The sequence below is a fragment of the Comamonas sp. genome, assembly GCF_009360615.1.
Taxonomy (GTDB): domain Bacteria; phylum Pseudomonadota; class Gammaproteobacteria; order Burkholderiales; family Burkholderiaceae_C; genus Comamonas.
This window is the reverse complement of record NZ_SPEY01000020.1, coordinates 151,115-175,582: the sequence shown is the minus strand read 5'-3', so window position 1 is coordinate 175,582 and position 24,468 is coordinate 151,115. Positions and strand designations below refer to the sequence as shown.

Annotated in this window: 25 protein-coding genes and 1 pseudogene; 19 read left to right on the top strand and 7 right to left on the bottom strand. The window is 63.4% G+C overall.

Going from position 1 to position 24,468, the window contains the following annotated elements; translation table 11 throughout:
- The 8 genes from E2583_RS06225 to metC are packed head-to-tail and all read left to right on the top strand — an operon-like array spanning nucleotide 1 to nucleotide 8,174.
- Entirely contained in the window at nucleotides 1-1,137 is a 1,137-nt protein-coding gene (locus E2583_RS06225; protein WP_291594052.1) for an Ldh family oxidoreductase, read from the top strand.
- On the top strand, nucleotides 1,134-2,609 hold the full coding sequence (locus tag E2583_RS06220; RefSeq protein ID WP_291594050.1) for an FAD-binding oxidoreductase: 1,476 nt from the start codon (nucleotides 1,134-1,136) through the stop codon (nucleotides 2,607-2,609). The genes E2583_RS06225 and E2583_RS06220 overlap by 4 nt, the downstream gene beginning before the upstream one ends.
- Nucleotides 2,606-3,871, top strand: coding sequence for an aminotransferase class I/II-fold pyridoxal phosphate-dependent enzyme (locus E2583_RS06215; RefSeq protein ID WP_291594049.1), 1,266 nt, complete (start codon nucleotides 2,606-2,608; stop codon nucleotides 3,869-3,871). The genes E2583_RS06220 and E2583_RS06215 overlap by 4 nt, the downstream gene beginning before the upstream one ends.
- Nucleotides 3,868-4,617: an amino acid ABC transporter permease gene (locus E2583_RS06210; protein ID WP_291594047.1), complete on the top strand. Its 750-nt coding sequence runs from the start codon at nucleotides 3,868-3,870 to the stop codon at nucleotides 4,615-4,617. The genes E2583_RS06215 and E2583_RS06210 overlap by 4 nt, the downstream gene beginning before the upstream one ends.
- Nucleotides 4,607-5,419, top strand: a complete 813-nt coding sequence (locus E2583_RS06205) for an amino acid ABC transporter permease (RefSeq protein WP_291594045.1) — start codon at nucleotides 4,607-4,609, stop codon at nucleotides 5,417-5,419. Before E2583_RS06210 ends, E2583_RS06205 begins: the two co-directional genes overlap by 11 nt.
- A complete protein-coding gene (locus E2583_RS06200; protein WP_291594042.1) occupies nucleotides 5,406-6,278 on the top strand; it encodes an amino acid ABC transporter ATP-binding protein in 873 nt (290 codons plus the stop codon). The genes E2583_RS06205 and E2583_RS06200 overlap by 14 nt, the downstream gene beginning before the upstream one ends.
- Before the next feature lie 34 nt (nucleotides 6,279-6,312).
- A complete protein-coding gene (locus E2583_RS06195) occupies nucleotides 6,313-6,942 on the top strand; it encodes a cysteine dioxygenase family protein (protein ID WP_291594039.1) in 630 nt (209 codons plus the stop codon).
- On the top strand, nucleotides 6,939-8,174 hold the full coding sequence (gene metC / locus E2583_RS06190; protein ID WP_291594038.1) for a cystathionine beta-lyase: 1,236 nt from the start codon (nucleotides 6,939-6,941) through the stop codon (nucleotides 8,172-8,174). The genes E2583_RS06195 and metC overlap by 4 nt, the downstream gene beginning before the upstream one ends.
- A 337-nt stretch (nucleotides 8,175-8,511) precedes the next feature.
- On the opposite strand, the gene E2583_RS06185 is transcribed toward metC, so the two are convergent.
- The gene (locus E2583_RS06185; protein ID WP_291594036.1) at nucleotides 8,512-8,889 is read right to left on the bottom strand and encodes a hypothetical protein; all 378 of its coding nucleotides are present in this window, start codon (nucleotides 8,887-8,889) and stop codon (nucleotides 8,512-8,514) included.
- Here E2583_RS06185 and E2583_RS06180 point away from each other — a divergent pair.
- Complete coding sequence (locus E2583_RS06180; RefSeq protein WP_291594034.1) at nucleotides 8,888-9,520, top strand: LysE family translocator; 633 nt, start codon at nucleotides 8,888-8,890, stop codon at nucleotides 9,518-9,520. The two genes, E2583_RS06185 and E2583_RS06180, sit on opposite strands and share 2 nt — an antisense overlap.
- A 438-nt stretch (nucleotides 9,521-9,958) precedes the next feature.
- Here E2583_RS06180 and E2583_RS06175 read toward each other — a convergent pair whose 3' ends face one another.
- Entirely contained in the window at nucleotides 9,959-10,576 is a 618-nt protein-coding gene (locus E2583_RS06175; RefSeq protein ID WP_291594032.1) for a TetR/AcrR family transcriptional regulator, read from the bottom strand.
- 145 nt (nucleotides 10,577-10,721) lie between these two features.
- On the opposite strand from E2583_RS06175, the gene E2583_RS06170 reads away from it, so the two are divergent.
- Genes E2583_RS06170 through E2583_RS06155 form a run of 4 tightly spaced genes read left to right on the top strand, consistent with a single transcriptional unit; the run spans nucleotide 10,722 to nucleotide 13,690 of the window.
- On the top strand, nucleotides 10,722-11,780 hold the full coding sequence (locus E2583_RS06170) for an SDR family oxidoreductase (protein ID WP_291594030.1): 1,059 nt from the start codon (nucleotides 10,722-10,724) through the stop codon (nucleotides 11,778-11,780).
- 50 nt (nucleotides 11,781-11,830) lie between these two features.
- Nucleotides 11,831-12,217, top strand: a complete 387-nt coding sequence (locus tag E2583_RS06165; protein ID WP_291594028.1) for a hypothetical protein — start codon at nucleotides 11,831-11,833, stop codon at nucleotides 12,215-12,217.
- A gap of 24 nt (nucleotides 12,218-12,241) precedes the next feature.
- Nucleotides 12,242-13,087, top strand: a complete 846-nt coding sequence (locus tag E2583_RS06160; RefSeq protein WP_367158590.1) for an alpha/beta hydrolase family protein — start codon at nucleotides 12,242-12,244, stop codon at nucleotides 13,085-13,087.
- Between the two features lie 42 nt (nucleotides 13,088-13,129).
- A complete protein-coding gene (locus E2583_RS06155; RefSeq protein WP_291594026.1) occupies nucleotides 13,130-13,690 on the top strand; it encodes a histidine phosphatase family protein in 561 nt (186 codons plus the stop codon).
- A gap of 307 nt (nucleotides 13,691-13,997) precedes the next feature.
- Here the strand turns inward: E2583_RS06155 and E2583_RS06150 are convergent, their stop codons facing one another.
- The 3 genes and pseudogenes from E2583_RS06150 to E2583_RS06140 form a co-directional block, all read right to left on the bottom strand.
- The gene (locus E2583_RS06150; RefSeq protein ID WP_367158586.1) at nucleotides 13,998-14,513 is read right to left on the bottom strand and encodes an alpha/beta hydrolase fold domain-containing protein; all 516 of its coding nucleotides are present in this window, start codon (nucleotides 14,511-14,513) and stop codon (nucleotides 13,998-14,000) included.
- 470 nt (nucleotides 14,514-14,983) lie between these two features.
- Nucleotides 14,984-15,091: pseudogene (locus E2583_RS06145) on the bottom strand (alpha/beta hydrolase); the annotation flags it as partial.
- Between the two features lie 206 nt (nucleotides 15,092-15,297).
- A complete protein-coding gene (locus E2583_RS06140; protein ID WP_291594024.1) occupies nucleotides 15,298-16,827 on the bottom strand; it encodes a PLP-dependent aminotransferase family protein in 1,530 nt (509 codons plus the stop codon).
- Between the two features lie 108 nt (nucleotides 16,828-16,935).
- Between E2583_RS06140 and E2583_RS06135 the strand changes: the two genes are divergently transcribed.
- The 6 genes from E2583_RS06135 to E2583_RS06110 all read left to right on the top strand — a co-directional run bounded on the left by E2583_RS06135 (nucleotide 16,936) and on the right by E2583_RS06110 (nucleotide 22,826).
- Nucleotides 16,936-17,712, top strand: coding sequence for an arylamine N-acetyltransferase (locus E2583_RS06135; RefSeq protein ID WP_291594022.1), 777 nt, complete (start codon nucleotides 16,936-16,938; stop codon nucleotides 17,710-17,712).
- 215 nt (nucleotides 17,713-17,927) lie between these two features.
- A complete protein-coding gene (locus tag E2583_RS06130; RefSeq protein ID WP_291594020.1) occupies nucleotides 17,928-18,941 on the top strand; it encodes a helix-turn-helix domain-containing protein in 1,014 nt (337 codons plus the stop codon).
- 162 nt (nucleotides 18,942-19,103) lie between these two features.
- On the top strand, nucleotides 19,104-20,096 hold the full coding sequence (locus E2583_RS06125) for a tripartite tricarboxylate transporter substrate binding protein (RefSeq protein ID WP_291594018.1): 993 nt from the start codon (nucleotides 19,104-19,106) through the stop codon (nucleotides 20,094-20,096).
- A 2-nt stretch (nucleotides 20,097-20,098) separates the two neighbouring features.
- A complete protein-coding gene (locus E2583_RS06120; protein ID WP_291594016.1) occupies nucleotides 20,099-20,875 on the top strand; it encodes an SDR family NAD(P)-dependent oxidoreductase in 777 nt (258 codons plus the stop codon).
- Nucleotides 20,876-20,895: 20 nt separating this feature from the next.
- Nucleotides 20,896-21,882, top strand: a complete 987-nt coding sequence (locus E2583_RS06115; protein ID WP_291594015.1) for a fumarylacetoacetate hydrolase family protein — start codon at nucleotides 20,896-20,898, stop codon at nucleotides 21,880-21,882.
- Entirely contained in the window at nucleotides 21,879-22,826 is a 948-nt protein-coding gene (locus tag E2583_RS06110) for an NAD-dependent epimerase/dehydratase family protein (protein ID WP_291594013.1), read from the top strand. The genes E2583_RS06115 and E2583_RS06110 overlap by 4 nt, the downstream gene beginning before the upstream one ends.
- Before the next feature lie 256 nt (nucleotides 22,827-23,082).
- Here E2583_RS06110 and E2583_RS06105 read toward each other — a convergent pair whose 3' ends face one another.
- Together E2583_RS06105 and E2583_RS06100 are read right to left on the bottom strand one after the other, a co-directional pair.
- Nucleotides 23,083-23,658: a cupin domain-containing protein gene (locus tag E2583_RS06105; RefSeq protein WP_291594012.1), complete on the bottom strand. Its 576-nt coding sequence runs from the start codon at nucleotides 23,656-23,658 to the stop codon at nucleotides 23,083-23,085.
- 10 nt (nucleotides 23,659-23,668) lie between these two features.
- Nucleotides 23,669-24,466, bottom strand: coding sequence for a cyclase family protein (locus tag E2583_RS06100; RefSeq protein WP_291594010.1), 798 nt, complete (start codon nucleotides 24,464-24,466; stop codon nucleotides 23,669-23,671).
- Nucleotides 24,467-24,468 lie beyond the last annotated feature (2 nt).

The window sequence follows — 24,468 nt, the reverse complement described above, 5'->3', positions numbered from 1 at the left end:
ATGTCCGAGGAAACCCGTTTCACTGCCGACAGCCTTCGCCATCAGACCGAGGCCATCCTGCACGCATGGGGAATGACGGATGCCACGGCTCGCACCACGGCCGCTCTCATGGTCGAGACCGACTTGCTCGGCGTGGAGTCTCACGGCGTGTCCATGCTGCCCCAGTACGACACGCTACGCACCAGCGGCCGCCTGAGACTGTCCGCACAGCCCCAGTTGCTGCGCGACGGCCCGGCCACAGCCCTGCTCGACGGCGGCGCCGGTCTGGGTCATGCGGTCTCGGCCCAGGCCATGCAGCAGGCCGTTGACAAGGCCCGCAACGTAGGCATCGCCTTGGTGGGCGTGCGCAATTCCCACCATTTCGGCGCAGCCGGCGTCTATGCGCGCATCGCCCAGCGCCAGGGGCTGATCGGCATGGTCACCAGCTCGGCACAGGGCGTGCTGCTGGTGCCCACACGCGCGGCCGAACCCGTGCTGGGAACGAACCCCATCGCCTTTGCGGCCCCCGTTCCTGCTGGTTCGCACAACGCGGCCTTTGTACTGGACATCGCCACCACCACGGCCGCAGCCAACCGCGTCAAGGTCAAGGCCTTGCGCGGCGAGACGATCCCGGCAGGCTGGGTCGTGGATGGCCGGGGAGAACCGGTGACCGCGCCACAGTCCGCACGCACCCAGGTGTTCGACGCCCCCGACGGAGGCCTCACCCCGCTGGGCGGCAGCGAGACCGGCGGCAGCCACAAGGGCTACGGCCTCTCCCTGCTCGCCCAAGTGCTGGGCGGCACCTTGAACGGCGGTGCCTTTGCGCCCCTGCACCGCCGCCGCCACGGCCCCGGTGCCCCGGCCGATGTGGGCCACAGCTTCATCGCCATCGACCCCTCCTTTTTTGGCGAGCCCGGAGCCTTTGCCCAGGAACTGGACGCCATCCTCGACGTGCTCCACACCACAAGGCCGGCCGACCGCTCACGTCCCGTGCTGGTGCCCGGTGATCCCGAAGCGCGCCAGCAGGCCGAACGCATGCGGCGCGGCATCCCGCTGCCGGCGGCCCTGCTGCAACAGATCCGCGGCCTGGCGGCCGCAGCCGGCGTGGAGGACCTGCTGCAGACCGCGCCACCGACCTTGGAAGAGATGACCGCATGACGACCCTTATCGAGCAACTGCGGGCAGCCCTGGGCTCCGACCAGGTGCTGATCGGCACCGAGGCCGCAGGCTACCTGACGGACCAGCATGGCCGCCTAAAGGGCCGCGCCCTGGCCGTGGTGCGGCCGGCCGACACGGCCCAGGTGGCCGAGGTCGTGCGTCTGTGCCGCGCCCACCTCACACCCATCGTGCCCCAGGGGGGCAATACCGGTCTCATGGGCGGAGCCACGCCCGATGACAGCGGCCAGGCCGTGGTGCTGTCGCTGGCCCGCCTCACCCGCGTGCGCGCCATCGACACCGACAACGACACCCTGACCGTGGAGGCCGGAGCCCTGCTGGCCCAGGTGCAGCAGGCGGCACGCGAGGCGGGCCGACTGTTCCCGTTGAGCCTAGGTTCGCAAGGCAGCTGCACCATCGGTGGCAACCTGTCGACCAATGCCGGTGGAACCCAGGTTCTGCGCTACGGCAACATGCGCGAGCTGGTGCTGGGCCTGGAAGTCGTCACCGCCGAAGGTGATATCTGGAATGGCCTGCGCGGCCTGCGCAAGGACAACACGGGGTACGCGCTGCGCGACCTCTATGTGGGCAGCGAAGGCACGCTGGGCATCATCACGGCGGCCACACTCAAGCTCCACCCTCTGCCCCAGACACAGCAAACGGCCCTTCTCGCCTTTGGCTGCATCCGCAACGCCGTGGCCTTCCTGTCTGCCGCACGCGCAGGTTTCGGCGCCAGTCTCACGGCCTTCGAGCTGCTGTCGGACACGGCAGTGGGCCTGATAGCGCGCCATGTGCCACAGCAGCCGCTGCCACTGGCCCCGGGCACGCCCTGGTACGCTCTGATCGAGCTGTCGGATAACGAAGGCGATGACCATGCGCGCCAGCGTTTCGAGGCCGTGGTCGGGCAGGCCTTCGAGGACGGACTGGTGCATGACGCGGCAATCGCCGAGAGCCTGCAGCAAAGCCAGTCCATGTGGCGGCTGCGCGATGAAGCCCTGGGTCTGGCGCAGAAACGCGACGGCGGCAACATCAAGCACGACGTCTCCGTGCCCATCTCACGCATCCCCGACTTCCTGGAGGCCACGGCTGCAGCACTGCAGGCGCAGTTCCCGGGAGTACGGCCTGTGACCTTTGGCCATCTGGGCGATGGCAACCTGCACTACAACGTCTCCCACGCCCCTGACGGCCCAGTGGCCACGCTGTTTGCGCAGGAGGACGCCATCCACCGCATCGTGCACGACAGCGTGCATGCCCACGGCGGCTCCATCAGTGCCGAACACGGGGTGGGCCAGAGCAAACGCGATTTGCTGCCGCGCTACAAGAGCGCTGTCGAGCTGGAGCTGATGCGCCGCCTCAAGGCCGCTTTCGACCCATTGGGCCTGCTCAACCCGGGCAAGGTTCTGTCCCACACGGCCTCCCCTCTCCTTTCTGCACCTGCGCTCCCCGCAGGCGCTGCTGACGAAAGCCTTTCATGAACGATTCCGACTTCCCGCTTTCCGAGCGTGTGCGCCGCGTCAGGCTGTCGCCGAATGCCGCAGCCAGCGCGCGCGCCGCGGCCCTGGCTGCCCAGGGCCGCGACGTGATCTCGCTGACGACGGGCGAGCCCGACTTCGACACGCCCGACGCCATCAAGCATGCAGCCATCGCGGCTCTGGCGCGCGGCGAGACCAAGTACACACCCACGCCCGGCACAACCGCCCTGCGCCAGGCCATCAGCACCAAATACCGACGCGAGAATGCCCTGGACTACCCTGCGACCCAGCTCATCGTGAGCAACGGCGGCAAGCAGGTGATCTACAACGCCCTGGCCGCCACGCTCAACACCGGCGACGAGGTCATCATCCCCGCGCCCTACTGGCCCTCGTTTCCCGACATGGTCCTGGTCAACGACGGCACGCCTGTGCTTGTGCCCTGCGGCATCGAGACAGGCTTCAAGCTCACACCCGCAGCGCTGGAGGCCGCACTCACGCCGCGCACCCGCTGGCTGGTGCTCAATACACCGGGCAACCCCACGGGCGCCGTCTATAGCGCGGACGAACTTGCAGGCCTGGCCGCCGTGCTGCGCCGCCACCCTAAGGTGCTGGTGCTGCTGGACGAGCTGTACGAGCACATCTGGTTTACCGCGGAAGCGCCCGAGCACTGGCTGCATGTGGCCCCCGACTTCAGGGAACGCACTCTGTTGGTCAACGGCGCGTCCAAGACCTATGCCATGACCGGCTGGCGCATCGGCTGGGGCGCCGGCCCCAGCGCACTCATTCAGGCCATGGTGATCATCCAGTCCCAGGCCTCGTCGGGCCCCAATTCCGTCGGCCAGGCCGCCCTCACGGCGGCGCTGGAATCACCCGATCAGTCCTTTGTCAGCGCGGCTCGCCACGCGTATGCACGGCGCGCAGCAGCCGTGGTCACCGGCCTGAGCGCCGTGCCCGGCCTGGCCTTGCAGTCCATCGAAGGTTCGTTCTTCGCTTTTGTGAACTGTGCCGGCGTGCTGGGCCGCCTGCGACCCGACGGTACACCCATCACCTCGGACACCGAGCTTACCGAATGGCTGCTCGAGGCTGAAGGCGTGGCCGCCGTGGACGGCGGGGCCTACGGGCTCTCACCCTACTTCCGCATCTCAACCGCCGCCAGCGACACCGTGCTGGCCGATGCGGTGCAGCGCATCGCCCGCGCCGTGGCTGCACTGCGCCCTGCGGACGAGCCAGCCGCGTCCGTGTACGCCTTGGAGACAAGCACATGAGCACCGGATGGCTGGCCCAGGCCGTCGAGTTCCTCCGCCCCTTGGGCCTCAACTACGCCTTTGTGCTGGACACCGGGGAGCGACAGGCCTTGATGCGCGGCATGTTCGTGACCCTGCAGCTGGCGCTGCTGACCATTCCCGGCAGCCTGGCGGCCGGGGTCGCCCTGGCGGCGGGTCTGACCTCGGGTCGTCCCTGGCTGGAGCGCTGCGCACGCGCCTTCGTCGAAATCACGCGCAACACCCCCACCCTGGTCCAACTGTATTGCGCCTTCCTGGTGCTCAACATGCTCATCACCCAGCAGCTGCGCGAATGGGGGGCCGGCAACAACCCGCTGACCCCCTTCGTCTGGGTGGTGATCGTGGTCTCGCTGCACAAGGGCGTATTCCATGCCGAGGCCCTGCGCGCCGGCATCGAGGCTGTCCCGGCCACCACACTGGAGGCAGCGCGTTCCCTGGGCTTTTCACGGCGCCAACTGTTGGCGCGTGTCCAGTTGCCGCTTGCCCTGCGCTTCGCCCTGCCCTCCCTGGTCAACAACCTCGTGGATCTGGTGAAGATGACCGCCGTGGCTTCGGCGATCGCTGTGGGCGACATGACTTACGAGTCCATCATGATCTGGTCCCAGCGCGACAATGTGCTGGAGCTGCTGCTGCTCATCCTGCTGTGGTTCGGCCTGCTGACCTGGCTGGTCAGCCTGACGGGCCGCTGGCTGGAACACCATTGGAGGATGCCCGGCTATGGCCAGTGAAGCCCTTTCCCGCCCTGCGGCCCCCCTGCATCGCACCATGGGCCGCGCACTGCGCAGCCCATGGCTGATCGCGGCCGCCGCCCTGCTGACCCTCGTTCTTCACTGGGCTGCCAGCAGCAGCACGCCAACGGCATTCATCCACCTCTGGAACTGGCTGCCCGCACTGCTGCGCGGCCTCTGGGTCAACATCGAGATCAGCGTGCTGGCCGTCGCCCTGGGCACCTTGGTCGGCCTGGTGCTGGGCGCGCTGTCGCTATCAACCGCGCCGCCACTGCGCACCGCCGTGCGCTGGTATGTGCAGCTGTTCCGCAACGCGCCCATCCTGGTGCTGATCTACTTCACCACCTACGTGTTCCCCTTTGAAGTGAAACTGGTGAACTGGACCTTTCCCTTCCCCGACTGGATCAAAGTCGTACTGGGGCTGGCACTGCCCACCAGCGCCAACGTGGCCGAGATCTTCAGGGGAGCCATCCAGTCCATTCCCAGCGCCCAGTGGGAGGCGGCCCAGTCCCTGGCCTTTCGCCGCAGCGAGATCTTCCGCGTCATTGTTCTGCCCCAGTGCGTGCGTCGCATGCTGCCCCCCTGGATGAATCTCTACGCCAGTATCACCATGAGCACCTCTCTGGCTTCCCTGGTAGGCGTGCACGACGTGGTCGACACTGCCCAGATTGCCAGCAACACCGTGGCACGCACCGACTTCACCATCCTCGTGTACTTCACGCTGCTGGCCCTGTTTTTTGCCTACTGCTATCCGATAGCCCGCGCCACGCGCAACCTGGAGCGCCGCCATGAACGCCACTGACTCCTTCATCACCCGGATCGCCCATAACGAAGCCGCCACCACCGGGGAGCCGCCCGCACTGGTCGACCTGCGCGGCGTGCACCTGTCCTTCGCTGACAACCATGTGCTGCGCGGTATCGACGTGCAGGTGCGGCGAGGCGAGGCCGTGACCATCATCGGCCCCTCGGGTTCGGGCAAGTCCACCATCCTGCGATGCATCACGGGTCTGCTGCGCCCCCAGCAAGGCAGCATCGCCGTGGCCGGAACGCGCGTGGACCAGCTGCGTACCGAGGCAGAGTTGATCGCACTGCGCAAGCGCGTGGGTTTCGTGTTCCAGCAGTACAACCTGTTTCCCCATCTCTCGGTGCTGGAGAACCTGGTGATTGCCCCCACGCGCGTGGTCGGCCGCGATCGCGCAACGGCCGAGCGCGAGGCACGTGCACTGCTGCAGAAGGTGCGTCTTGACCACAAGGAAAAGGCCTATCCGGGCGAACTCTCGGGTGGCCAGCAGCAGCGCGTGGCCATTGCACGCGCCCTGGCCATGCGGCCCGAACTCATCCTGTTCGATGAAGTGACCTCGGCACTGGACCCCGAAACCGTGGGCGAGGTGCTGACCGTGATCCGGGAGCTGGTCAAGGACGGCATGACCTGCGTGCTGGTCACCCACGAAATGCGCTTTGCCGAGGAGGTCAGCGACCAGGTCTACTTCACCGAGGCCGGCCGTATCGTCGAGCACGGCCCCTCAACCCAGATCTTCGTCAACCCGCTCAGCGAGCGCACGCGCGAATTCCTTCAGCGATCGCTGGGCGACGGAGCACGTGCCAGACCGCTGCCCCCTCCCACTCCGCGGGCCTTCAGCAGCCTGCGCTTCGCGCTCTGACCCGTGCGCCAACCATCCTCACCAGGAGCCCTCAATGACCACTTCTTCCACCAGCCCTATCTCCGACCAGCGTCGGCAGGCCGTGGACTCGGCCCTGGCCGACGTTCGCCGTCTGCTTCAAGCCGGCGCTCCCGACCGCAAAACCCTGTCCGCGATCACCGCGCGGCTGGAGCAACTGGCCGGCCACAAGGCCCTGTTCGGTCGTGCAGACTTTCCGCCTCCCGACCAGAACGAGGGCGTAGGTGCCTCCACGCGGTACAGGCTCAACCCCGCCGACGGCGACGCGGGTCTGGCCCTGTACCTGAACTCCATCAACCCCGGCAAGACCACGGCACCGCACAACCACACGACCTGGGCCGTGATCGTGGCCGTTGAGGGCCAGGAAATCAACCGCCTTTACCAGCGCATCGACGACCGCAGCAACCCTGCGCGTGCCGAGATCCGTCTGGAACGCGAATTCACCGTGCAGCCGGGTGCATCTATCGCCTTCCTGCCCGATGATATCCACGCCATCGCCGTGGTAGGCGACGAACCGACGCTGCACTTCCACCTCTACGGTCAGCCGCTGGAGACACTGACTGGCCGTGTGGCCATCGACCCGGAGAGCGGAGAGGTCAAGAACTACAACGCGGCCTACTTTCGGCCCAGCGAGGCCGTGGCATGAGCAGCACCACCTCTGCCTCCGCGACCGGTGCCGCCACACGCCTGCTGCACGCCGGCAGCCCCAGACTGCTGGGCGGCTCAGGCCCGGTGAACGTGCCGGTGGTGCGCACCAGCACCGTTCGCTTTGCCGACACTGCGGCCTACGCCGACCACCACCACCGACGGGCAGCCGGCGAGCGGGTCGCTTCCTACGGCCGCCACGGTCTTGACACGCACCGTGCGCTCGAAGACGCCCTGCTGGACCTGGAAGGCGGCCACCGCGCCTTCCTCACGCCCTCGGGGCTGGCCGCCATCAGCCTGGTGCTCGTGGCCCTGCTCTCCCCCGGCGATCACGCCTTGGTGGCCGACAGTGTGTACTCCCCCGTACGACGCGTTGACGCCACCCTGCTTCGACGACTGGGCATCACGCTGGAGTATTTCTCTCCCTCCAGGGACGACCTCGAAGCCCGGATCCGGCCCGATACCAAGCTCATCTACGTGGAGTCTCCCAGCTCCCTGTTGTACGAGGTGCTGGATCTGCCAGCCATGGCAGCCATCGCCAAAGCCCATGGCGTGCCCCTGGCCACGGACAATACCTGGGGGGCAGGCTGGCTCTACCAGCCTTTGGCCCTGGGTGCCAATCTCTCCATCCAGGCGGCCACCAAATACATCGGCGGACATTCCGACGTGATGCAAGGTGTGGTCGTGACCGACAGCACGGCATTGTCCGAGAAGATCGCGGCCGCCTATGAAGCCCTGGGCCTTACCATCGGTGCCGACGACGCGTATCTGGCTCTGCGCGGCATTCGCACCTTGCCCGTGCGCCTTGCCCAGCATCAACGCCACGCCACCGAAGTTGCACAGTGGCTGCAGGCCCAACCTCTGGTGGAGCGCGTCTTCTACCCGGGCTTGCCCGGCGACCCCGGTCACGCCCTGTGGCAGCGCGACTTCCGTGGTGCCAACGGGCTGGTTTCATTCGCCTTTGTCGATGGAGTCGATGCCACTGCAGCCGACGCCTTTGTCAACGCCCTGCGCTGGTTTGCCATTGGGGCATCCTGGGGGGGCTACGAAAGCCTGGCCCTGATCGCAGACCCCGAGCGTCTGCGTGAACATAGCGCCTGGTCGGGCAAACATTCCGTTGTGCGCCTGCATGTCGGACTGGAAAATCCCGAGGATCTGATTGAGGACCTGCAGCAAGCCATGGCCCATGTGAATCGAGCCCTGGAACCAGACGCCCTCGCGCCAAAGGCCTGAGGCCCGGCGGGAGTGGTCGTTTCACTCCGCCAGCCATCCTCCGCAGCATCCGGGCTTGAAGCGGTGACGCAGCTACCGTTTGGGCGCCATATCCGCAAAGATGGGCTTGAGCCATCGCCGCCAGGGAAGGCATGACGCTCCATCCCTGTCGGCCGCTACGGGCCTCTCGGACCGAAGGCCGCACCTGAGGGCAAGCCCGCAAAGCACGACATCCTCAACAAGCGGCCGTGCACTCCGCCAGTCAGCCCGATGGAGGCATGCATTCATCCGGCCTCATGAACATGACCCCATGCGCACGCGGCAAGGGCAGTTCTCTGCAGCCATTGCCCTGCGTTTGTCAAACGCAGAAAACGCACCAAAATGCCCGCCCGCCGCCCGAGAGCGGGATCGGCCGGCTGCTGAGAAGCGCTATCGTGGGCTGCGCTGCACGATCCGCAGCGATGCTGCTCGCGGGGGTGTTCAACTGCCGCGAGATGCGCCACCACTCACCGCGATGCCATGCGTCAGCGGCGGAACCGTCCCGCCCCGAGCCGAAGCAACCGCATTCTCCAAGGCTCAAGCCCGTCTGGGCCAGCCGGGCGGTTCCCATCAGCCATTCGGGAGAGACACCGGAAGTTACGCCGGACTGCATTCGCTGCCGCTCATCGAGGCAGCCGTCGCGGTGCTGGGCGTCGATAATCGTTTCCTTTTGTAGAGAACCGGACAATCCGACCATGACAATGACTCAATGGCTTCTTTTCTGCGGTATTTCACTCTTGATTAGCTTCACTCCCGGCCCGGCCGTGCTGTTGGCCATCTCGAACTCCATGGAAGTGGGCGTGCAGCGCACTGCATGGAGCTCGCTGGGCAGTTCCGTGGGAATTTTCGTGGTCTCGGGCCTGGCGATGATCGGCATGGGGACCATTCTCAGCATGTCTTCCCATGCGTTCCTGCTGATGAAGGTCGCGGGTGCGGTGTATCTGATCTGGCTCGGAATCAAGCGCTGGCGCAGCAATGACGACGTATTCGGCAGTTCGGCCGTCCTCGCGCACAAGCATCGGCGCGGGAACTGGCAATTGCTGGCACAAGGGTTGGGGATTTCGCTGACCAATCCCAAGTCGATCCTGTTCTTCTCCGCTCTGTTTCCACAATTCATTGTGCCGAACACGCCCCTTTTCTCTCAGTACCTGCTGCTGACCACGACCTTTGCCGTCTGTGCGCTGATCTCGCATGCCTGCTATGTGCTCTTCATCTCACTGATCAGGAGTCACCTGGTATCGCATGCAAAGCTGTTCAACCGAATCATCGGCGGCACCTTCATGGCCTTGGGCTTCGGACTCCTGAGGACTCGGCAGAATCTGGCCTGACGCACAGCGAATGTGCTTGGCTGAACGTCACCCTGTCAGGCGCATCAGACCCAGGGTCTGCAGATGTTTGCGGGCATTGAACGCTGTTCGATGCCCCGAGCCTGCCACGTGTTGCCCACGTACGGTTGACTCAATGCGGGGGCTTGTACATCCCCTGCCCTCTGGCGCGGATGAAATCGTATCTCCGCCCCATCGAGCTGGTGGGAGGGGCCAGGGCTGATGACCGATGACTGCTCCTGGCCCGATCACCCTGTGCTCTCGAGGACCCGTGAGCAATCCGGGATCAGGGCGCGATCGCTCGCCTGGACCCCATCGATCGGTGATCCGCGCAGATCCTGCATGACCAGGAGAAAGCAAGCCACCGTTCCGCCCAAACGCTGCGTCCGGCTGCAGGGCCCGTTCACGCCATGTGAACAACCGCCACAGGCACGGTGAACGCTAGGCCGCACTGGCGATCAGACCCCGCAGAAACACCATGATCAGACGCCCTGAAAGATTCTGGCGATCCATGGTCTGCTGGAGTGCAAGACCGTGTGAAAGCGCCATGAAAGCTGCGGCCAGTTCGTCCGGTGCCGCAGGCGCAGAGCGCCCGAGCTTGGTGAAAAGCAGGGAGATCACTCCGCCAAGCCCGGATCGGTGTTTGTCCCATATCTTCTGATACTCTGCGGCGAACGAGGAACTGCGCTTGGCATGCAACTGCAGCTCCAGGGAAAGCATGCACCAGTCGACATCCTGATTCAGCATCGAAGCCCAGTTCTCCAGCTCGGCAAGCAATTGCTCGGGCCGTTGCGTGCTGTCGCCCATGAGCGCAGACAGCTCCTTCACCTCTTCATCCATGTGCCGTCGCAACAGCTCCAGCAGGACATCCTCTTTGCTCAGGAAGTTGGAATAAAAAGCGCCTTGAGAGTAGCCCGCCGTGTTCGCGATATCGCGGATCGATGCGCCCCCATATCCGTTTGACACGAACAATTGCTTCGCAGCGTCGATCAGATGCTCGCGAGTCTGTGCCCGACTCTCCTCCCGGGTCAGACGCCTTCGTGCGGTCGTAGTGCTCATGCCACTAAAGATAGCACATGAAATTCAGATATCTATCGTCGTCTGAGTGCATCCACACCTCCGCAACACGCTCTAGATTTCACTTGAAATTCAGAATCACAGCTTGTATATTTAAATTTCAAATGAAATCCGAAATTCAATCGACATGAAAATACACCCCCTCGCTCGATCAGCTTTTGTCACTGGTGCGACCGGCCTCCTCGGCAACAATCTGGTGCGTGAACTGGTCGCACGCGGTGTCTTCGTCAAGGCACTCGTTCGCTCGGAAACCAAAGGTATGCAGCAGTTCGCGGGCGTGCAAGGCGTCCAACTTGTTCTAGGTGACATGGCGGATGTGCCCGCGTTCTCGAGAGCGCTGCAAGGCTGCGACGTGGTTTTCCATACTGCAGCATTCTTTCGAGACAACTTCAAGGGCGGCAGCCACCGGAGCGAGCTCCAGCGTATCAATGTGGACGGTACGCGGCAGCTGCTCGAGCAGGCCTATGACGCGGGCATCCGACGCTTTGTCCAGACGTCATCCATCGCGGTGCTGGATGGGGAGCCGGGCGCTCCCATCGACGAGACTTGTCTGCGTGACCTGGCAGATGCTGACGACGACTATTACCGAAGCAAGATCCTGGCCGACCAAGTCGTGTCGACCTTTCTGGAGACCCATCCGGACATGCATGCCAGCTTCGTCCTGCCTGGGTGGATGTGGGGGCCTGCGGATATCGGCCCCACATCCTCCGGACAATTCATCAACGATGTGGTGCTTGGCAAGTTGCCCGGATTGCTGCCAGGAAGCTTTTCGGTTGTCGATGCGCGCGATGTCGCGAAGGCGCTGATTTCAGCGGCAGAGCACGGCCGGCGCGGCGAACGCTATCTCGCTGCCGGCCGTCATATGACGATGCAGGACTTAGTGCCCTTGGTGGGAAAGATCGCAGGCATCAAGACGCCGACACGCAACCTGCCCTTCCTGCTTCTGTACGTCCTGGCCGCGTCCCAGGAGCTTTACGCGAGGATCAGCGGCAAGCCCATCCTGCTCAGCCTGGCCACGGTCCGGCTGATGCGCAAGGAAGCGGGACGCAGCCATTTCATTCACACCAAGAGCCAGCAGCAGCTTCAGCTGACCTTTCGTCCCATCGAACAGACCGTTGTCGATACGCTCGAATGGTATCGCGGCAATGGCTGGTTGCCCACGGTGCCAGCCGGTAACGCCAGGTAAGCCCGTTCGTCGCATTGGACCCAGGGGAAGACCCCGAAAAAGGAAATACCGTGACGGACACATTCACCTTGAAATTCCCGACGCTCTTGGGAGTCCTTCTGCTTGCGGCACTGACCCCGTTCACGTCCGCCGCGCAAGGAAATCCGCTCACGAGAACCGCCAACAACATGACCGAGTTCTGCGGGAAAGGCCAGGCCGAGTACCCAGGCGGAATCGCTCGCATGCATCCTTCGTTCAAGTTCAACCTCTGCTGGTGGCTCGAGGATGCCGGCATTGATCTGGCCACATTCGATGAGGTCGCAGGGGCTTTGCCGGACAATGCAGGACCGTTGCATCCGGCCTGGCAGGCTATCTTTGGCAAAGCAGCCCAACTGCACCTGGAAAAAGCGCACATTGCCGAGGATCGAGGCGAGGGACAGAGCGCATCGGCCGAGTAAAGGAAGGCTGCTTTCTATTGGCGGCTGAATCGCCTGCCCAAGCAGACCCCTGCTGCGGATCTTCAGGCGACCGAACGAGCCTATGCGGTTCTGGGACAGCCGCTGCAACGCGTCAGACTCAGGACCGGTGAAAAAGAATTCGTGGGCTACTTCCGGGCACGGCCGGCGCAAAGCGGCCGCAATGAAAAGCCGCCGGTGTTGGTCATTCTTGGTGGTCTGGACAACCTCAAGACGGAGATGATCCGGCACAGCGACTACTTCATGGGTCGCGGTTTTGCGACCCTCGTGGTGGAAAATCCAGACACTGGCGAGAACCCGTTGGAATTCCGTCCAGAATCGTCTGCGATGCTTGATACGGTTGCCGACTACATCAGGAGCCGCGGGGACTTGGACACAGGCCGGGTCGCCGTGTACGGCTGGAGCATGGGAGGCTATCTGGGAACACTTGGCGGGCTGCGAAACGACATCTACAAAGCGGTTGTCAATATCGGAGGCCCCAGCGATTCGAGCTTCGGACCGGAGCATTGCGAGAAAGCACCGGCATGGATCGTTGCACCCTACACCGTGTTTGCCAATATGAATCCGCTGACGACACCGCGCCAGGCGATGTGCAGATACTACGAAGCGTTCCGACTCTCCAGCCAGTTGAAGATGCCCTCTGCGGCGCAGTTGCGCAAACCCATTCTCATGGTCAACGGCGCCCGCGAAGATCTCGTCTCCGGCGATGAACCTGCGTCTCTTGCGGCACTGGGCTTCAATGTGACGCAGCTTGTCTATGGGGAGGATGGTCACACGGCGGAGTCGCACATGCGCGAGCATCTCGAATTCACCGCAAACTGGCTCCTGCAGCGGCTGAGAGCCGGTGATTGACTCCAGCGCCGACATCCCGCAGACACAAGCTCCGCCCACCCCATGGACAACGAGATTATCCTGATGCGCCACGGACGGCCGGACTTGGCGCCCGCTGGAAAGGTTTCAGCACGTGAGATGAAGTGCTGGATCGAACAGTACGAGCTATCCGAAATCACGCAGCATCCTGCTCCTGCGGCCAGCAGGGCCCTGGCCGCCAGGGCAAAAGTGATCATTACGAGCAATGCGCCTCGTGCACTGACGTCTGTGCGCGCACTCGGCCTTCAACCTGCGGTTGTCGATGCGATGTTCGGCGAGGCGCAGCTGCCTCACGGGCGGTGGAGACAGCCCCGCTTGTCACCATTCACGTGGGCATTTGCGCTGAGACTTGCATGGCTGTGCGGTCTATCGGAGGGCGTCGAGTCTTTCCGACAAGCCAGACTGAGAGCTGATACCGCATCTCAGCGACTTCGAAGTCTCGCCGGCCAGGGCCCGGTTCTGCTGCTCGGCCATGGATTCATGAATCGATTGATTGCCCAGCAACTGACATCTGCGGGGTGGACTCGCGTGGAAGATCGTGGCAACGGCTACTGGGGCGCGAAGGTCTATCGGAAAAGGCTCTAGATTCGGCCTCTCGGATACCTGGCATGAATCTGCGGAGGGCTCCGAGGAGCGACCGGCCATTCCGTCACAGCTGCTCTCGTGCACGCCCAGCCCACGGAACGCGGATGATCCAAGGCCATCAATCCGCCCCCCAGGCGTGCCCGTTGATTGCGCCACTGCACAGGTGTGAGGAATCCGGGCAAGATCGTCGGACACGGGGTACCTTCCGGGCGAAGGGATGCCTCGCCCCCATCTGCGACAGGATGACCGCCTGGGCGCATGGATCTGGATATGCGGGCCACGACGGCCTGAAGCACAAACCGTCGTGCTACAGGAATGCTTCAGGACCAGGCTGCAAGTTGTCCGGAAAAGGGACCTGCGCACCTCGGTACTCGCCGCATCCAGCAACTGGCGTGCAGCAGGAGCGCCCCGGCATGTGGATGCAGGCATGAACCCTCCCCAGCAGACGCAGGGCCCTTACCGGTACTCCGTCGTTCTGCAGGCGCCGTGCATGGGCCTCGGCCTCGTCGCGCAGTGCATCATATTCGCAGCTGATCACCGAGGCCGGAGGCAGACCGGCAAGGCTTGCAGCGCGCAGAGGGGACACCTGCTCCAGCCATCGCTGGGCAGGGTCTGCCAGATAGGCTTCGTAGCAATAGGCCATGGCCGAACGACTCAGGCAATGGCCCTCACCGAACAGGTCAAAACATGGCAAGTCCATTCCCGCATCGAGGGCCGGATACATCCGCAGGTGATGGGCAATGACCGGCGCCCAGGCCTCGGCATGGCGGGCGAGCAGACAAGCAGCGGCGGCAAGATTGCCACCCTCACTGTCACCGGCCACAGCGATGCGCCTGCGGTCCAGGCCCAGTCTTTCAGACTGCTCGAAGCTCTACCACAGGGCATCGCAGACGTCGTGCCGCGGCACCGGAAAGCGGTGCTCCGGAGCCAGCCTGCACTCCACCGAGACCACCACCACCCCGTCGCCACGGCGAGCGCACGGCAAGGGTTGTCGTACAGCTCTGCGGATCCGTGGCGCCAGCCCCCGCCATGGGCGAAGACCAGCGCGGGTTGGGGTGTGGCGGATGCCGATGGCCAGTACACACGCAGGCGCAGCGGCGCACCGTCGCGGGCGCGCAGCGTGAAATCACCCGTGCGCGCAACGGTTTGCCACAGACCATGCAGCGCACGAAGCGCCAGGTCGGTGGCCTGCCTCATCTGCGCCAGCGTGCGAGGCACCCGGGCCAGAGGCATCTGCGCCTGTTCCCGCAAAGGACGCGATGTCCGCATCGAGGGTCATGGTCATCGCGTCCTGCCGGGCACGATCACGCCGGACAGATCACCGGCATGTCCGTGCAGGGTGGCCAGCGGTGCATCGCCGGTTGCGTGCTCGGCACCCATGGCCAGCACCGGCATGGTCAGCGGACACTGCGCACTTTGACGTGCATGCCAGATCGGGGCGGGACTCGCGCATCGCCAGACTCCGTCGCACGTTCTCTCTCTACGGGCCTGGATCCCGCTGGAAATCCGTCGTTGAAAGCTTGCGGCTCCGCCCCCCGTCGCAAGGACCGATCGAACGTCAAGTGATCTTGATCGACCACCACTGCCCTGGGCGGCCGATAGGGCATTCACCCGGATGCTCCAGACCTCTGCAATCCTTCGGGGGAGACATCAGGCAGCTTTGGCCGCGACTTCGCGCCTGCCCATCCTCCCGTCAGCCCGCAACATATCTCTCCAATCATGCCCACCGCCCCCAGCAGACGAGGCGTCACCTCGTTGGCGCAGTTCAACCGCAGGAAGTTGGGGAGATCGGCCTGCGGTGTAAACAGCTGGCCAGGGCTCACGCCAATGCCCAGCGCCAATGCCTGTCGGTACACCTCGATGGCATTGATCTGCGATGGCAGTTCCACCCAGAGCAGAAATCCTTGGCTGGGCACGGAGACTCTGGTGCCGGCAGGAAAGCTGGCTTCCACGCGGGCCGTGATGGCCTGTACTGCGGCATGCATGCGGGGTTTCAGACGCCGCAAGTGCCGGTCGTAGTCGCCACTGCCCAACACCTCGCTCAAGGCGGCCTCCATCAGTGGCATGCCGGCCCAGTCTCCCGCCAGTCGCACTTTCAACACCTGCTCGTGATAACGCCCTGGCGCGATCCAGCCGATTCGCCAGCCGGGTGCCAGTGTCTTGGAAACCGAGCTGCAATACAGCACGTTGCCACTGCTGTCGAAGGCTTTGCAGGCGGGCGGCCGTATGCTGTCCCCAGCCAGATCGCCATATACATCATCCTCGATCAACGGAATGCCGGCCTGCTCCAGCATAGCCACCAGCTCGCGCTTGCGCTCCACCGGCATGCATGCGCCCAGCGGATTCTGCACAGTGGGAGAAGCCAGCACCGCCTGGGGCCTGTGCCTGGCCAGGGCTGTTGCCAGTGCATCCGGCAGCAGACCATGGCGAGGGTCGGTGGCGATCTCCAACGCCTTCAGACCCAGGTTTTCCAACAACAGCAGCGTGCCGAAATAAGCCGGGCGCTCGACAGCCACCACGTCGCCGGTCTTGCAGACAGCACTCAGTGCAAGTCGCAGCGCTTGCGTGGCGCCTGCAGTCACGATGACGTCATCCTGGCCAAACCGCCCCCCCCATCGGGCAGCCCGTGCCGCAATCTGGGCGCGCAGCTCGGCGCGCCCCGGCGGCATGCTGTAGGTCTGGCCATGCCCTTGCAAGCGACGTCCCGCCGTCTGCAATGCACGCTGCATTGTGGCGGCGGGCAGCCAGGCAGGGTCGGGCAATGCGGCACCCAGCGGGATCAAGCGGGTGTCAGCACTGCTGAACAGGGAGCGCGCCAGGCTGGTCATGGTCACCGCCAAAGGGCGCGAAGACGCGCGTGAATGCATTCGAGGGGGCGAGCGCAACCCGCCGCTGCCCGCCTGGGGTACGAAATAGCCTGAACGCGGCCTGGCAACTATCAGCCCCTGTGCTTCAAGACAGCGCAGCGCCTCCAGCGCCGTGGGAAGGCTGACCTGCTCGCGCTGCGCCAGCTTGCGCGCAGAGATCAGGCGATCGCCGGGACGCAGCGCACCGGACGCCAGTGTCTGGCGCAGGGTCTCGGCAATTCGCAGGTAGTGCGGCAATGGAGGTGTGGCTGGAGCCACCGAGTTCTGCATGGAGGTCTCACTGAATCTGTACAGGTGAATTTTCGCCCAATCTGCTTATACAGATAGAAGCCGTCCTGTTCTATCTTTCGGGTTGCAATCTTGCGAAGGACTTTTTTCATGCATGCCAGCAATTTCGATCTGCCCACCTATCTGCAACGCATCGGCTACACCGGCCATGTCTGTGCCGACACGGCCACCCTGGGGGCGCTGATGCGGCAGCAGCTGTTCACGGTTCCTTTTGAGAATCTCGATGTCCAGGCGGGCAAGGTCGTCTCGCTGGTACCGGAAGAGATCGCCGACAAAATTCTCCGACAAGGCCGTGGTGGCTACTGCTATGAGGTGAACGGACTGTTCGCCATGGCGCTGCAGGCTCTGGGCATTTCCTACCAGTTCGTTGCGGCCCGGCCCATGTTTTACCCGGCACGCAGGCCTCGCACCCACATGGCACTGGTGGCCGAGGTCGAAGGCCGTCGCTGGCTGTGCGATCTGGGCTTCGGCAGCTATGGCATCCGGGCACCGATGGACCTGGAGCTTCTGGACGTGCATATTGCGCAGGACTGCGACACTTTTCAGCTCACACGCGACGAGCGCGGTGAATACCTGCTCAAGGCCCTGGTCGACGGCGAATGGGCCAACCAGTATGGATTCGACCTGTCACCGCAGGAGTGGATCGATTTTGTGCCCGCCAACTACCTCAATTCCACGCACCCGGAGGCGATCTTTGTGCAAAAGCTGGTCGTTGTGCAGCACCACCGCACCGGCCGCAGCATTTTGCTGGGTGACATGCTCAAGACGATGTCGGACGGGATGACCGAGAAAAAGCAGCTGGACCCGGGGGAGATAGGTGCAGTACTGCTCAACCAGTTCAGGCTGACCCCACTCCAGACATCGTAGGCCTGAACCGTCCTGTCCTCCGGAGGCCAATGACCGAGATTGCGGAAACGCCATGGCACGGAGCGCTTTGTCGTCTTGACCGCCCCATCGAGACAGGAATGTGATGCTGCCCCGGGAGCTGGATGGCGTCATTCCGCTTGCGGAGTTCGGGCCCCTGACGCCGGCATGCCGCCAGCTCGTCGTACCAGAAGGACGTCAAGCGCCTCGCAATGCGGTTGAAAGCAGCCACGGACGGCGACCCGCCCTGCATCTCCGCCAGAGGCGCTCCAAACGCTAAGATCGTCATCTCACATGACTGTTGGGGTGAATCCCTCATGGCGGTTCCCGATATGACACAACTGGATGTCCGTCGCTGGCGCAGCGCTGAACGTGCGTTTCAAGACGAACCGCTTGAAGCGGTGCCCCCCGAACAAGTGCAATGTTCCAGCCTGGGATTGCCGTGGCATGGCATCTCCGTCTGGCATCAGCTCGCCAACGCAGAGGATCTGTACATCCCTCCGGCAGGCAAGCATTGCGTTATCGTGCGTCGTGGGCCGACCACGGGCCTGATTCAGAAGCACGGCGGCGAAATGCACAGCAGCCGGTGGAAAACCGGCGAGGCGTTGCTGCTGCCTGCGCACACGCCCAGTTTCTGGCGCACCGAGTTGCCAAGGGACAACCTGCATCTGGACCTCTCACCGCAATGGCTTCAGACGGTCAGTGGCCAGGAGTGCTCGCAAGTTTCCCTGCGCAGCAGCTTTGGGCGACATGACCCGGTGCTTGTCCATCTGGTGCAGGTGCTGCTGCAGGCCTTGAGCGACAACTCTGCACTGCATCCGGCCTTCGCGGATGGAATCGCCATGAGTGTCGCGATTCATCTGCTTGAACACTATCGTGCCCCCATTGGCGCGCCACGCGCTGCGGCGCTCTTGTCCGCCAAGCAACTGAAGCGCGTACAGGCACTGGTGGCCGACAGCATGGAACAACCACTGCCCATCTCTGTTCTGGCGGCCGAAGTACAGCTGAGCGCCTATCACTTTGCCCGCAGCTTCAAGGCCACCTATGGTCTGACACCCCATCAGTTCGTGCTGCAGGAGCGCATGAAGCGGGCCCGCAGGCTGCTGATGGAATCCGGTGACTCCATCGCGGAAATCGCATTGCGAGTCGGCTTTGGCACCGCCTCCCATTTTTCCCAGGCGTTCAGCAAATACTGGGGGATCACGCCCTCGAAACTTAGACGACAGCATTAGCGGCATCCGGACGCTGGTGCCTGCCTCACCGATGCAGGGACTTGCGCAATCCATCGACGATTTCCGCAAGAACTCGACATCCGGGGGCCGCGCGCTCTCCATACTCAATGACAACGGCCTGTCCTCTTCAGACGTCGGCCGGTTCAACGATATGGAGACATCATGATTTCAAGGCGTTCCCTGGTTTTAGCCGGCACAGCGCTGCCGCTGGTGGCTGCTGCACCTTCTGCATTCGCGCAAACAACGACATTCCCGCGTCGTCCTGTCCTCTGGGTGGTTCCCTACCCTGCAGGCGGCTTCGGCGATGCGGTATCGCGTGTGCTGGCCCAGCACATGACGTCTACGCTCAAACAGCCGGTAGTGGTGGAGAACAAGCCGGGAGCCGGAGGACAAATTGCGGCGGCTCATGTCAGGCAGCAGCCTGCGGATGGCCACACCTTGCTCTATGGCGATATCGGACCCTTTGCCATGAATGCGGCGCTGTACCCAAAGCTCAACTACGACACGCTCAAGGATTTTGCACCGATCAGTCGTCTGCTGACCTCCAGCTTGTTGCTGCTCGTTCCTCCCAACAGTCCGTACCGGTCCGTGGACGATTTGATCAGGGATGCAAGGGCCAGGAAAGACGATCGCGCCATTACCTATGGCTCCTATGGCATTGGCAGCCAGCCGCATATCTGGATGGAGATGCTCAAGCGCGAGACCAAAGGCAGCCTGCAGCATGTGGCCTACAAGGGAGCTGCTCCTGCCGTGCAAGATCTGATGGGGGGCCACATCGAGTTAATGCTGGATGTGGCAGCCAACAGTCTGCCGTACGTTCAAGAAGGAAAGCTACGGGCCCTGGCGGTCGTGGGGGCGGAAAAGCGTCTCGAACGCCTTCCTCAGGTTCCAACGCTTTCCGAGTTGGGCTATCCAAACTTGAACGCGCCAGGGTGGACGGGAGTGGTGGTCAAGGCGGGTACCCCGCCTGACATCGCTGCCCAGCTCCGCTCTGCGGTGGTTCAGGCGGTGGGGTCGGAGGAGATCCGACGCCGGTTCGGTGATCTGGGCGTCACCCCTGCCCCTCAGACATCGCAGGAATTTGCCCGATTTATCGAATCCGAGACCAGGCGATGGGGTTCCGTCATCCGCAGTGCCGGCGTGGTCCTGGAATGAGAATGCCTTCGGAGCTGTTCGATCTGCACGGCAAGGTAGCGCTGATCACCGGAGCCACCGGTGGACTTGGCGCCGCCATATGCCGGATTCTGGCTGCCCAAGGCGCTTCGACACTGGTGTGCGACCGCGACAGCGATGCATGCCAGCGCATGGCCGAGGTGCTTCGCGATGAACAGGGGGAAGCGCTTGCGCTGCCTGCCGATCTCGCGGACCTGCCCGGCATTGCCACGCTGGTTCAAAAGTCTCTGGCCTGGAAAGGGCGAGTAGATATTCTTGTGTGCAACGCCGGAATCCAGGGGCCAGCCGGTCCCTTGTCCGATGTCGGTGACATCGATTGGCAGCAGGTCATGGATATCAACCTCAGGGCGTCTGTGGAGCTGTCTCGGCATTTATTGCCTGCCATGGCTCTTGCCGGCGGCGGCAGTGTGATTCTGATGTCCAGCATTGCAGGGATCCGCGGCAACAAGGCCATCGGCCTCTATGGCATCTCCAAAGCGGCCCTGGCCCAATTGGCCCGCAATCTTGCGGTGGAATGGGGTCCCAAAGCCATACGAGTGAATGCCGTATCGCCTGGGCTGATACGCACTCCCTTGGCGCAGCCGCTGCTGAACGACGCTGAATTCATGCAGCGGCGTCTGTCGCTCACGCCCCTCCGAAGGGTTGGCGAGCCGGAAGAAATTGCAGGAGCTGTCGCCATGCTGGCCAGCGCGGCTGGCGCCTTCATCACTGGACACAATCTCGTCGTAGATGGTGGAACCACCATCAGTGACGGCAACTGATATTTTGCAAAGGCAGCAACATGAAACTTGCCACGCTTTACGCCGAACACCCGGACGGTCGCCTCGTCGTGGTCTCGCGCGACCTGTCGCTCATGGCGGATGCCTCTGGCATTGCGCCAAACATGAGGGCCGCTGTGGAGGCATGGGAGAAGACCGCACCTTCTCTGCAGGCCCTCTATGTCGAACTCAATGAGGGTCGATGCAGGAAGGCCCTTCCTTTCGAGCCCACGCAATGCAGTGCGCCATTGCCGCGTGCGCCTCAGTGGTGCGATGGGTCCGCCTTTCTGAACCATGGCCGGTTGATGGAAAAGGCATTCAACACCCCGGCACAACCTGATGCCGACACTGTCCCCCTGATGTATCAGGGGGCCAGCGACGACTTCCTGGGACCCTATGCAGATGTGCCTTTGCCGAGCGAGGACGACGGCATTGACTTCGAGGGGGAATTCGGTGTGATCGTCGGGCCGGTCCCCATGAGCGCAACACCGGATCAAGGTCTGGCAGCCGTACGCTTGCTGGTTCAGATCAATGATTGGAGCCTTCGCACGCTGGGGCCGCGCGAAATGCGCACGGGATTTGGCTTTGTGCAGGCCAAGCCGTCCACCAGCTTCGCACCGATTGCACTCACACCCGATGAGCTGGGACCATGCTGGAGTAACGGTCGGGTCCATCTGCGGCTGCATGTGGATTGGAATGGAGAACGTTTTGGAGAGCCACATGGCCAGGAAATGAACTTCAGCTTTGGCGACTTGATTTCGCATGCAGCGCGCACGCGTCGTCTTTCCGCGGGTACCGTCATCGGCTCTGGCACGGTCTCCAATGTTGACCGCGCCGCAGGTTCGGCTTGCATTGCCGAGCGCCGTGTCCTGGAGATTCTGGATGAGGGCAAGCCGACGACCTCGTTCATGCGCTTCGGAGACCGGATCCGAATGCAGGCACGGCTGGAAGATGGAAGCGACGCGCCTTTCGGCACCATCGAGCAACGCGTCGTGAGGCCTCCGGCATGAGCCGTGTGCTTGTCACCGGTGCCGCCGGATTCGTCGGGCAAGCTCTGGTCAGGCGCCTGCTGGACGATGGCATCCAGGGCCGTCCTGTACGCCAGCTCGTTCTCTCGGACCTATCACTGGCAAGCGTCCGGCAGGATCCGCGACTTGTGCTGGAGGAAGGCAGCGTGGCTGACCGAGACGTCCTGCAGCGACTTCTGCGGCATCAACCCGAGATCATCTTTCATCTGGCCAGCGTGCCCGGTGGGGCCGCTGAGCGTGATCCCACGCTGGGCCGGGCCGTGAACCTCGAGGCAACGCTCAACCTGATGGAGGCGTGCCAAGCACTTGAGCAAACCGCCCGCCTTGTCTATGCGAGCTCCATCGCCGTCTACGGGGACACCCGTGCATCCAGCGTGAACGAGGATGTAACGCCGTCGCCCGCAATCACCTACGGTGCTCACAAGCTGGCTTGCGAGACCCTGCTGGCCGATGCCAGCCGTCGGGGATGGGTGGACGGCTGCTCCCTGCGGTTGCCAGGAATTGTTGCAAGGCGCGACGAAAGCCCTGGCCTGGCATCCGCATTCATGAGCCAGCTCTTCTGGAAGATGGCAGCGGGGCAACCGATCACCTTGCCCGTCTCCCCCGACGGAACATGCTGGTGGATGTCGGTGAAGACCTGCGTGAGCAATCTGGTCCACATGGCGGCCATGGACTCAGGACGCTGGAGTTCTGGGCGCACTTACCAGATGCCGGTTCTGCACCGGGGCATCGATGAGGTCGTCCAGGCCTTGGCAAGGTGCTTTGGCCCAGACACGGCTGGACTCATTCACTACGAGCCCGACCCCTTCATCGACAAGAATTTCGCACGCTATCCCCAGTTGTCGACACCTCGCGCAGAGGAGATCGGTCTGCGCAGTGATGGCAGTGCCGACGAGCTCGTGCGCAATGTCTTTGCGCATTCGTGACAGCACGGTCGATTCCGGCCCGTTCTCGACAGCATCCATCAACCGGCCGACCCGCCCTGCGCGCGAGCATAGACGCTGCATTGCTGCGTCATGCCGTGATGGACTTTGCAGATCTGGATATCCGCAGCTTCTTCACGGGCGCAAAAGCAGCGCACTGGTGAATTCGCATCGAACTTCTGCCTGAGCCCATCCCCTGGAAGGACTCCTGGCAGAGAGCGTGGCGCTGCCTTGGGGTGCATCAGGCAGCCAGGCTGCATCACCTGATCAACGAGGCAATCACAGGATCATAGGACCCGTCGACCAGCACGAAGAGCATGCGGCAGGTCTGGCTCGAACGGTTGGCCCAGGCGTGGTTGGTGCCGCGCTGGACAACCACGCTGCCCGGGCGCAGCAGAACCTGCGCGCCGCCGTCAAGTATCAGGGTCAGCTCACCTTCGATGACGACGCCATAGTCAAGCGACCGGGTGCGATGCATCAACGGGTGCAGCGAATCCGCCCCCACGGTCGATGCGGCCGCATCGCCGATCTGGGTGAAGGCATCCCGCATCTTGCCTGCGCCATGCGCCAGAAGTTCGGCGCTATCGGGTGGAATGTCGACGAAGCGGATGCGTGTGCCGTTTTGCGGTGGGGGCAGCAACAGAGCGGCACATGTCGGGTCGGCACCGTTGTCTAGCGGCGCTGGGGTGGAACGGGTGGCCCAGACTTCATGGAAGACCGTGCCAGGAATGGCCGCGATCTCGACTGCCGTGGGCAAAGAGCCTTGCGATGTGACGATGGCACGGCCCTGGTCGTCATGGCCGGTGACAATGCGTTCAATGGGCGGCAAGCTCATGGTTCGTCTTTCAGTCTTCAAAGATGGCGACTGCGCGCGTCCAGCCTGCGGATGCGCCACGGATCTTGTGCGGAAAGCAACTGATGAGAAAGCCCGTCGGTGGTAACGCCTCCAGGTTGTGAAGCTTCTCGAGGTGACAGTAGCCGATGTCGCGGCCGGCCTTGTGGCCTTCCCAGATCAGTGCCTTGTTGCCCGTCTCCGCAACCCTGGCGGCGGTATACGAAAAAGGCGCATCCCAGCTCCAGGCATCCGTGCCCGTCAGCCGCACGCCACGCTCGAGCAGGTACATCGTCGCTTCGTAGCCCATGCCGCAGCCTGCGCCGAGATAGTCAGCACTGCCGTAGCGGCAACCGGCACGCGTGTTGACGACTACGATATCCAGGGGCTGGATGTCATGACCAATGCGCTTTAGCTCGGACTCCACGTCCGCCGCAGTGGCGACATAGCCATCGGGAAAGCAGCGAAAATCAAGCTTCACGCCAGGTTGGAAACACCACTCAAGCGGTACCTCGTCGATCGTGACCGATGGCCGAGCACCGCCCAGCCTGGCGTCCTGCGTCGAGTGGAAGTGCCACGGTGCATCGAGGTGGGTACCGTTGTGCGTGGTCAGCGTGACCCACTCGGCAGCTGCGGCTTCTCCGTCGGGATAGTCCCCGGGCGTCGTGCCCGGAATCATCGCCATGAACTCTGCCAGCGTGTCTTGATGATTCTGGTAGGTAATTCTGAGTGCCAACGGTGGCGGGTCGGATAGAACGTCGTTTTCCAGGTAGATGGAGAGATCGACAAAGCGGCGGCGAGGCTTTTTCATGT

Bases quoted from the DNA above. Each gene is read 5' to 3' on its own strand.
- E2583_RS06225 (WP_291594052.1), top strand. From the start codon at position 1: ATGTCCGAGGAAACCCGTTTCACTGCCGACAGCCTTCGCCATCAGACC.
- E2583_RS06220 (WP_291594050.1), top strand. From the start codon at position 1,134: ATGACGACCCTTATCGAGCAACTGCGGGCAGCCCTGGGCTCCGACCAG.
- E2583_RS06215 (WP_291594049.1), top strand. From the start codon at position 2,606: ATGAACGATTCCGACTTCCCGCTTTCCGAGCGTGTGCGCCGCGTCAGG.
- E2583_RS06210 (WP_291594047.1), top strand. From the start codon at position 3,868: ATGAGCACCGGATGGCTGGCCCAGGCCGTCGAGTTCCTCCGCCCCTTG.
- E2583_RS06205 (WP_291594045.1), top strand. From the start codon at position 4,607: ATGGCCAGTGAAGCCCTTTCCCGCCCTGCGGCCCCCCTGCATCGCACC.
- E2583_RS06200 (WP_291594042.1), top strand. From the start codon at position 5,406: ATGAACGCCACTGACTCCTTCATCACCCGGATCGCCCATAACGAAGCC.
- E2583_RS06195 (WP_291594039.1), top strand. From the start codon at position 6,313: ATGACCACTTCTTCCACCAGCCCTATCTCCGACCAGCGTCGGCAGGCC.
- metC (WP_291594038.1), top strand. From the start codon at position 6,939: ATGAGCAGCACCACCTCTGCCTCCGCGACCGGTGCCGCCACACGCCTG.
- E2583_RS06180 (WP_291594034.1), top strand. From the start codon at position 8,888: ATGACAATGACTCAATGGCTTCTTTTCTGCGGTATTTCACTCTTGATT.
- E2583_RS06185 (WP_291594036.1), bottom strand. From the start codon at position 8,889: ATGGTCGGATTGTCCGGTTCTCTACAAAAGGAAACGATTATCGACGCC.
- E2583_RS06175 (WP_291594032.1), bottom strand. From the start codon at position 10,576: ATGAGCACTACGACCGCACGAAGGCGTCTGACCCGGGAGGAGAGTCGG.
- E2583_RS06170 (WP_291594030.1), top strand. From the start codon at position 10,722: ATGAAAATACACCCCCTCGCTCGATCAGCTTTTGTCACTGGTGCGACC.
- E2583_RS06155 (WP_291594026.1), top strand. From the start codon at position 13,130: ATGGACAACGAGATTATCCTGATGCGCCACGGACGGCCGGACTTGGCG.
- E2583_RS06140 (WP_291594024.1), bottom strand. From the start codon at position 16,827: ATGCAGAACTCGGTGGCTCCAGCCACACCTCCATTGCCGCACTACCTG.
- E2583_RS06135 (WP_291594022.1), top strand. From the start codon at position 16,936: ATGCATGCCAGCAATTTCGATCTGCCCACCTATCTGCAACGCATCGGC.
- E2583_RS06125 (WP_291594018.1), top strand. From the start codon at position 19,104: ATGATTTCAAGGCGTTCCCTGGTTTTAGCCGGCACAGCGCTGCCGCTG.
- E2583_RS06120 (WP_291594016.1), top strand. From the start codon at position 20,099: ATGCCTTCGGAGCTGTTCGATCTGCACGGCAAGGTAGCGCTGATCACC.
- E2583_RS06115 (WP_291594015.1), top strand. From the start codon at position 20,896: ATGAAACTTGCCACGCTTTACGCCGAACACCCGGACGGTCGCCTCGTC.
- E2583_RS06110 (WP_291594013.1), top strand. From the start codon at position 21,879: ATGAGCCGTGTGCTTGTCACCGGTGCCGCCGGATTCGTCGGGCAAGCT.
- E2583_RS06105 (WP_291594012.1), bottom strand. From the start codon at position 23,658: ATGAGCTTGCCGCCCATTGAACGCATTGTCACCGGCCATGACGACCAG.
- E2583_RS06100 (WP_291594010.1), bottom strand. From the start codon at position 24,466: ATGAAAAAGCCTCGCCGCCGCTTTGTCGATCTCTCCATCTACCTGGAA.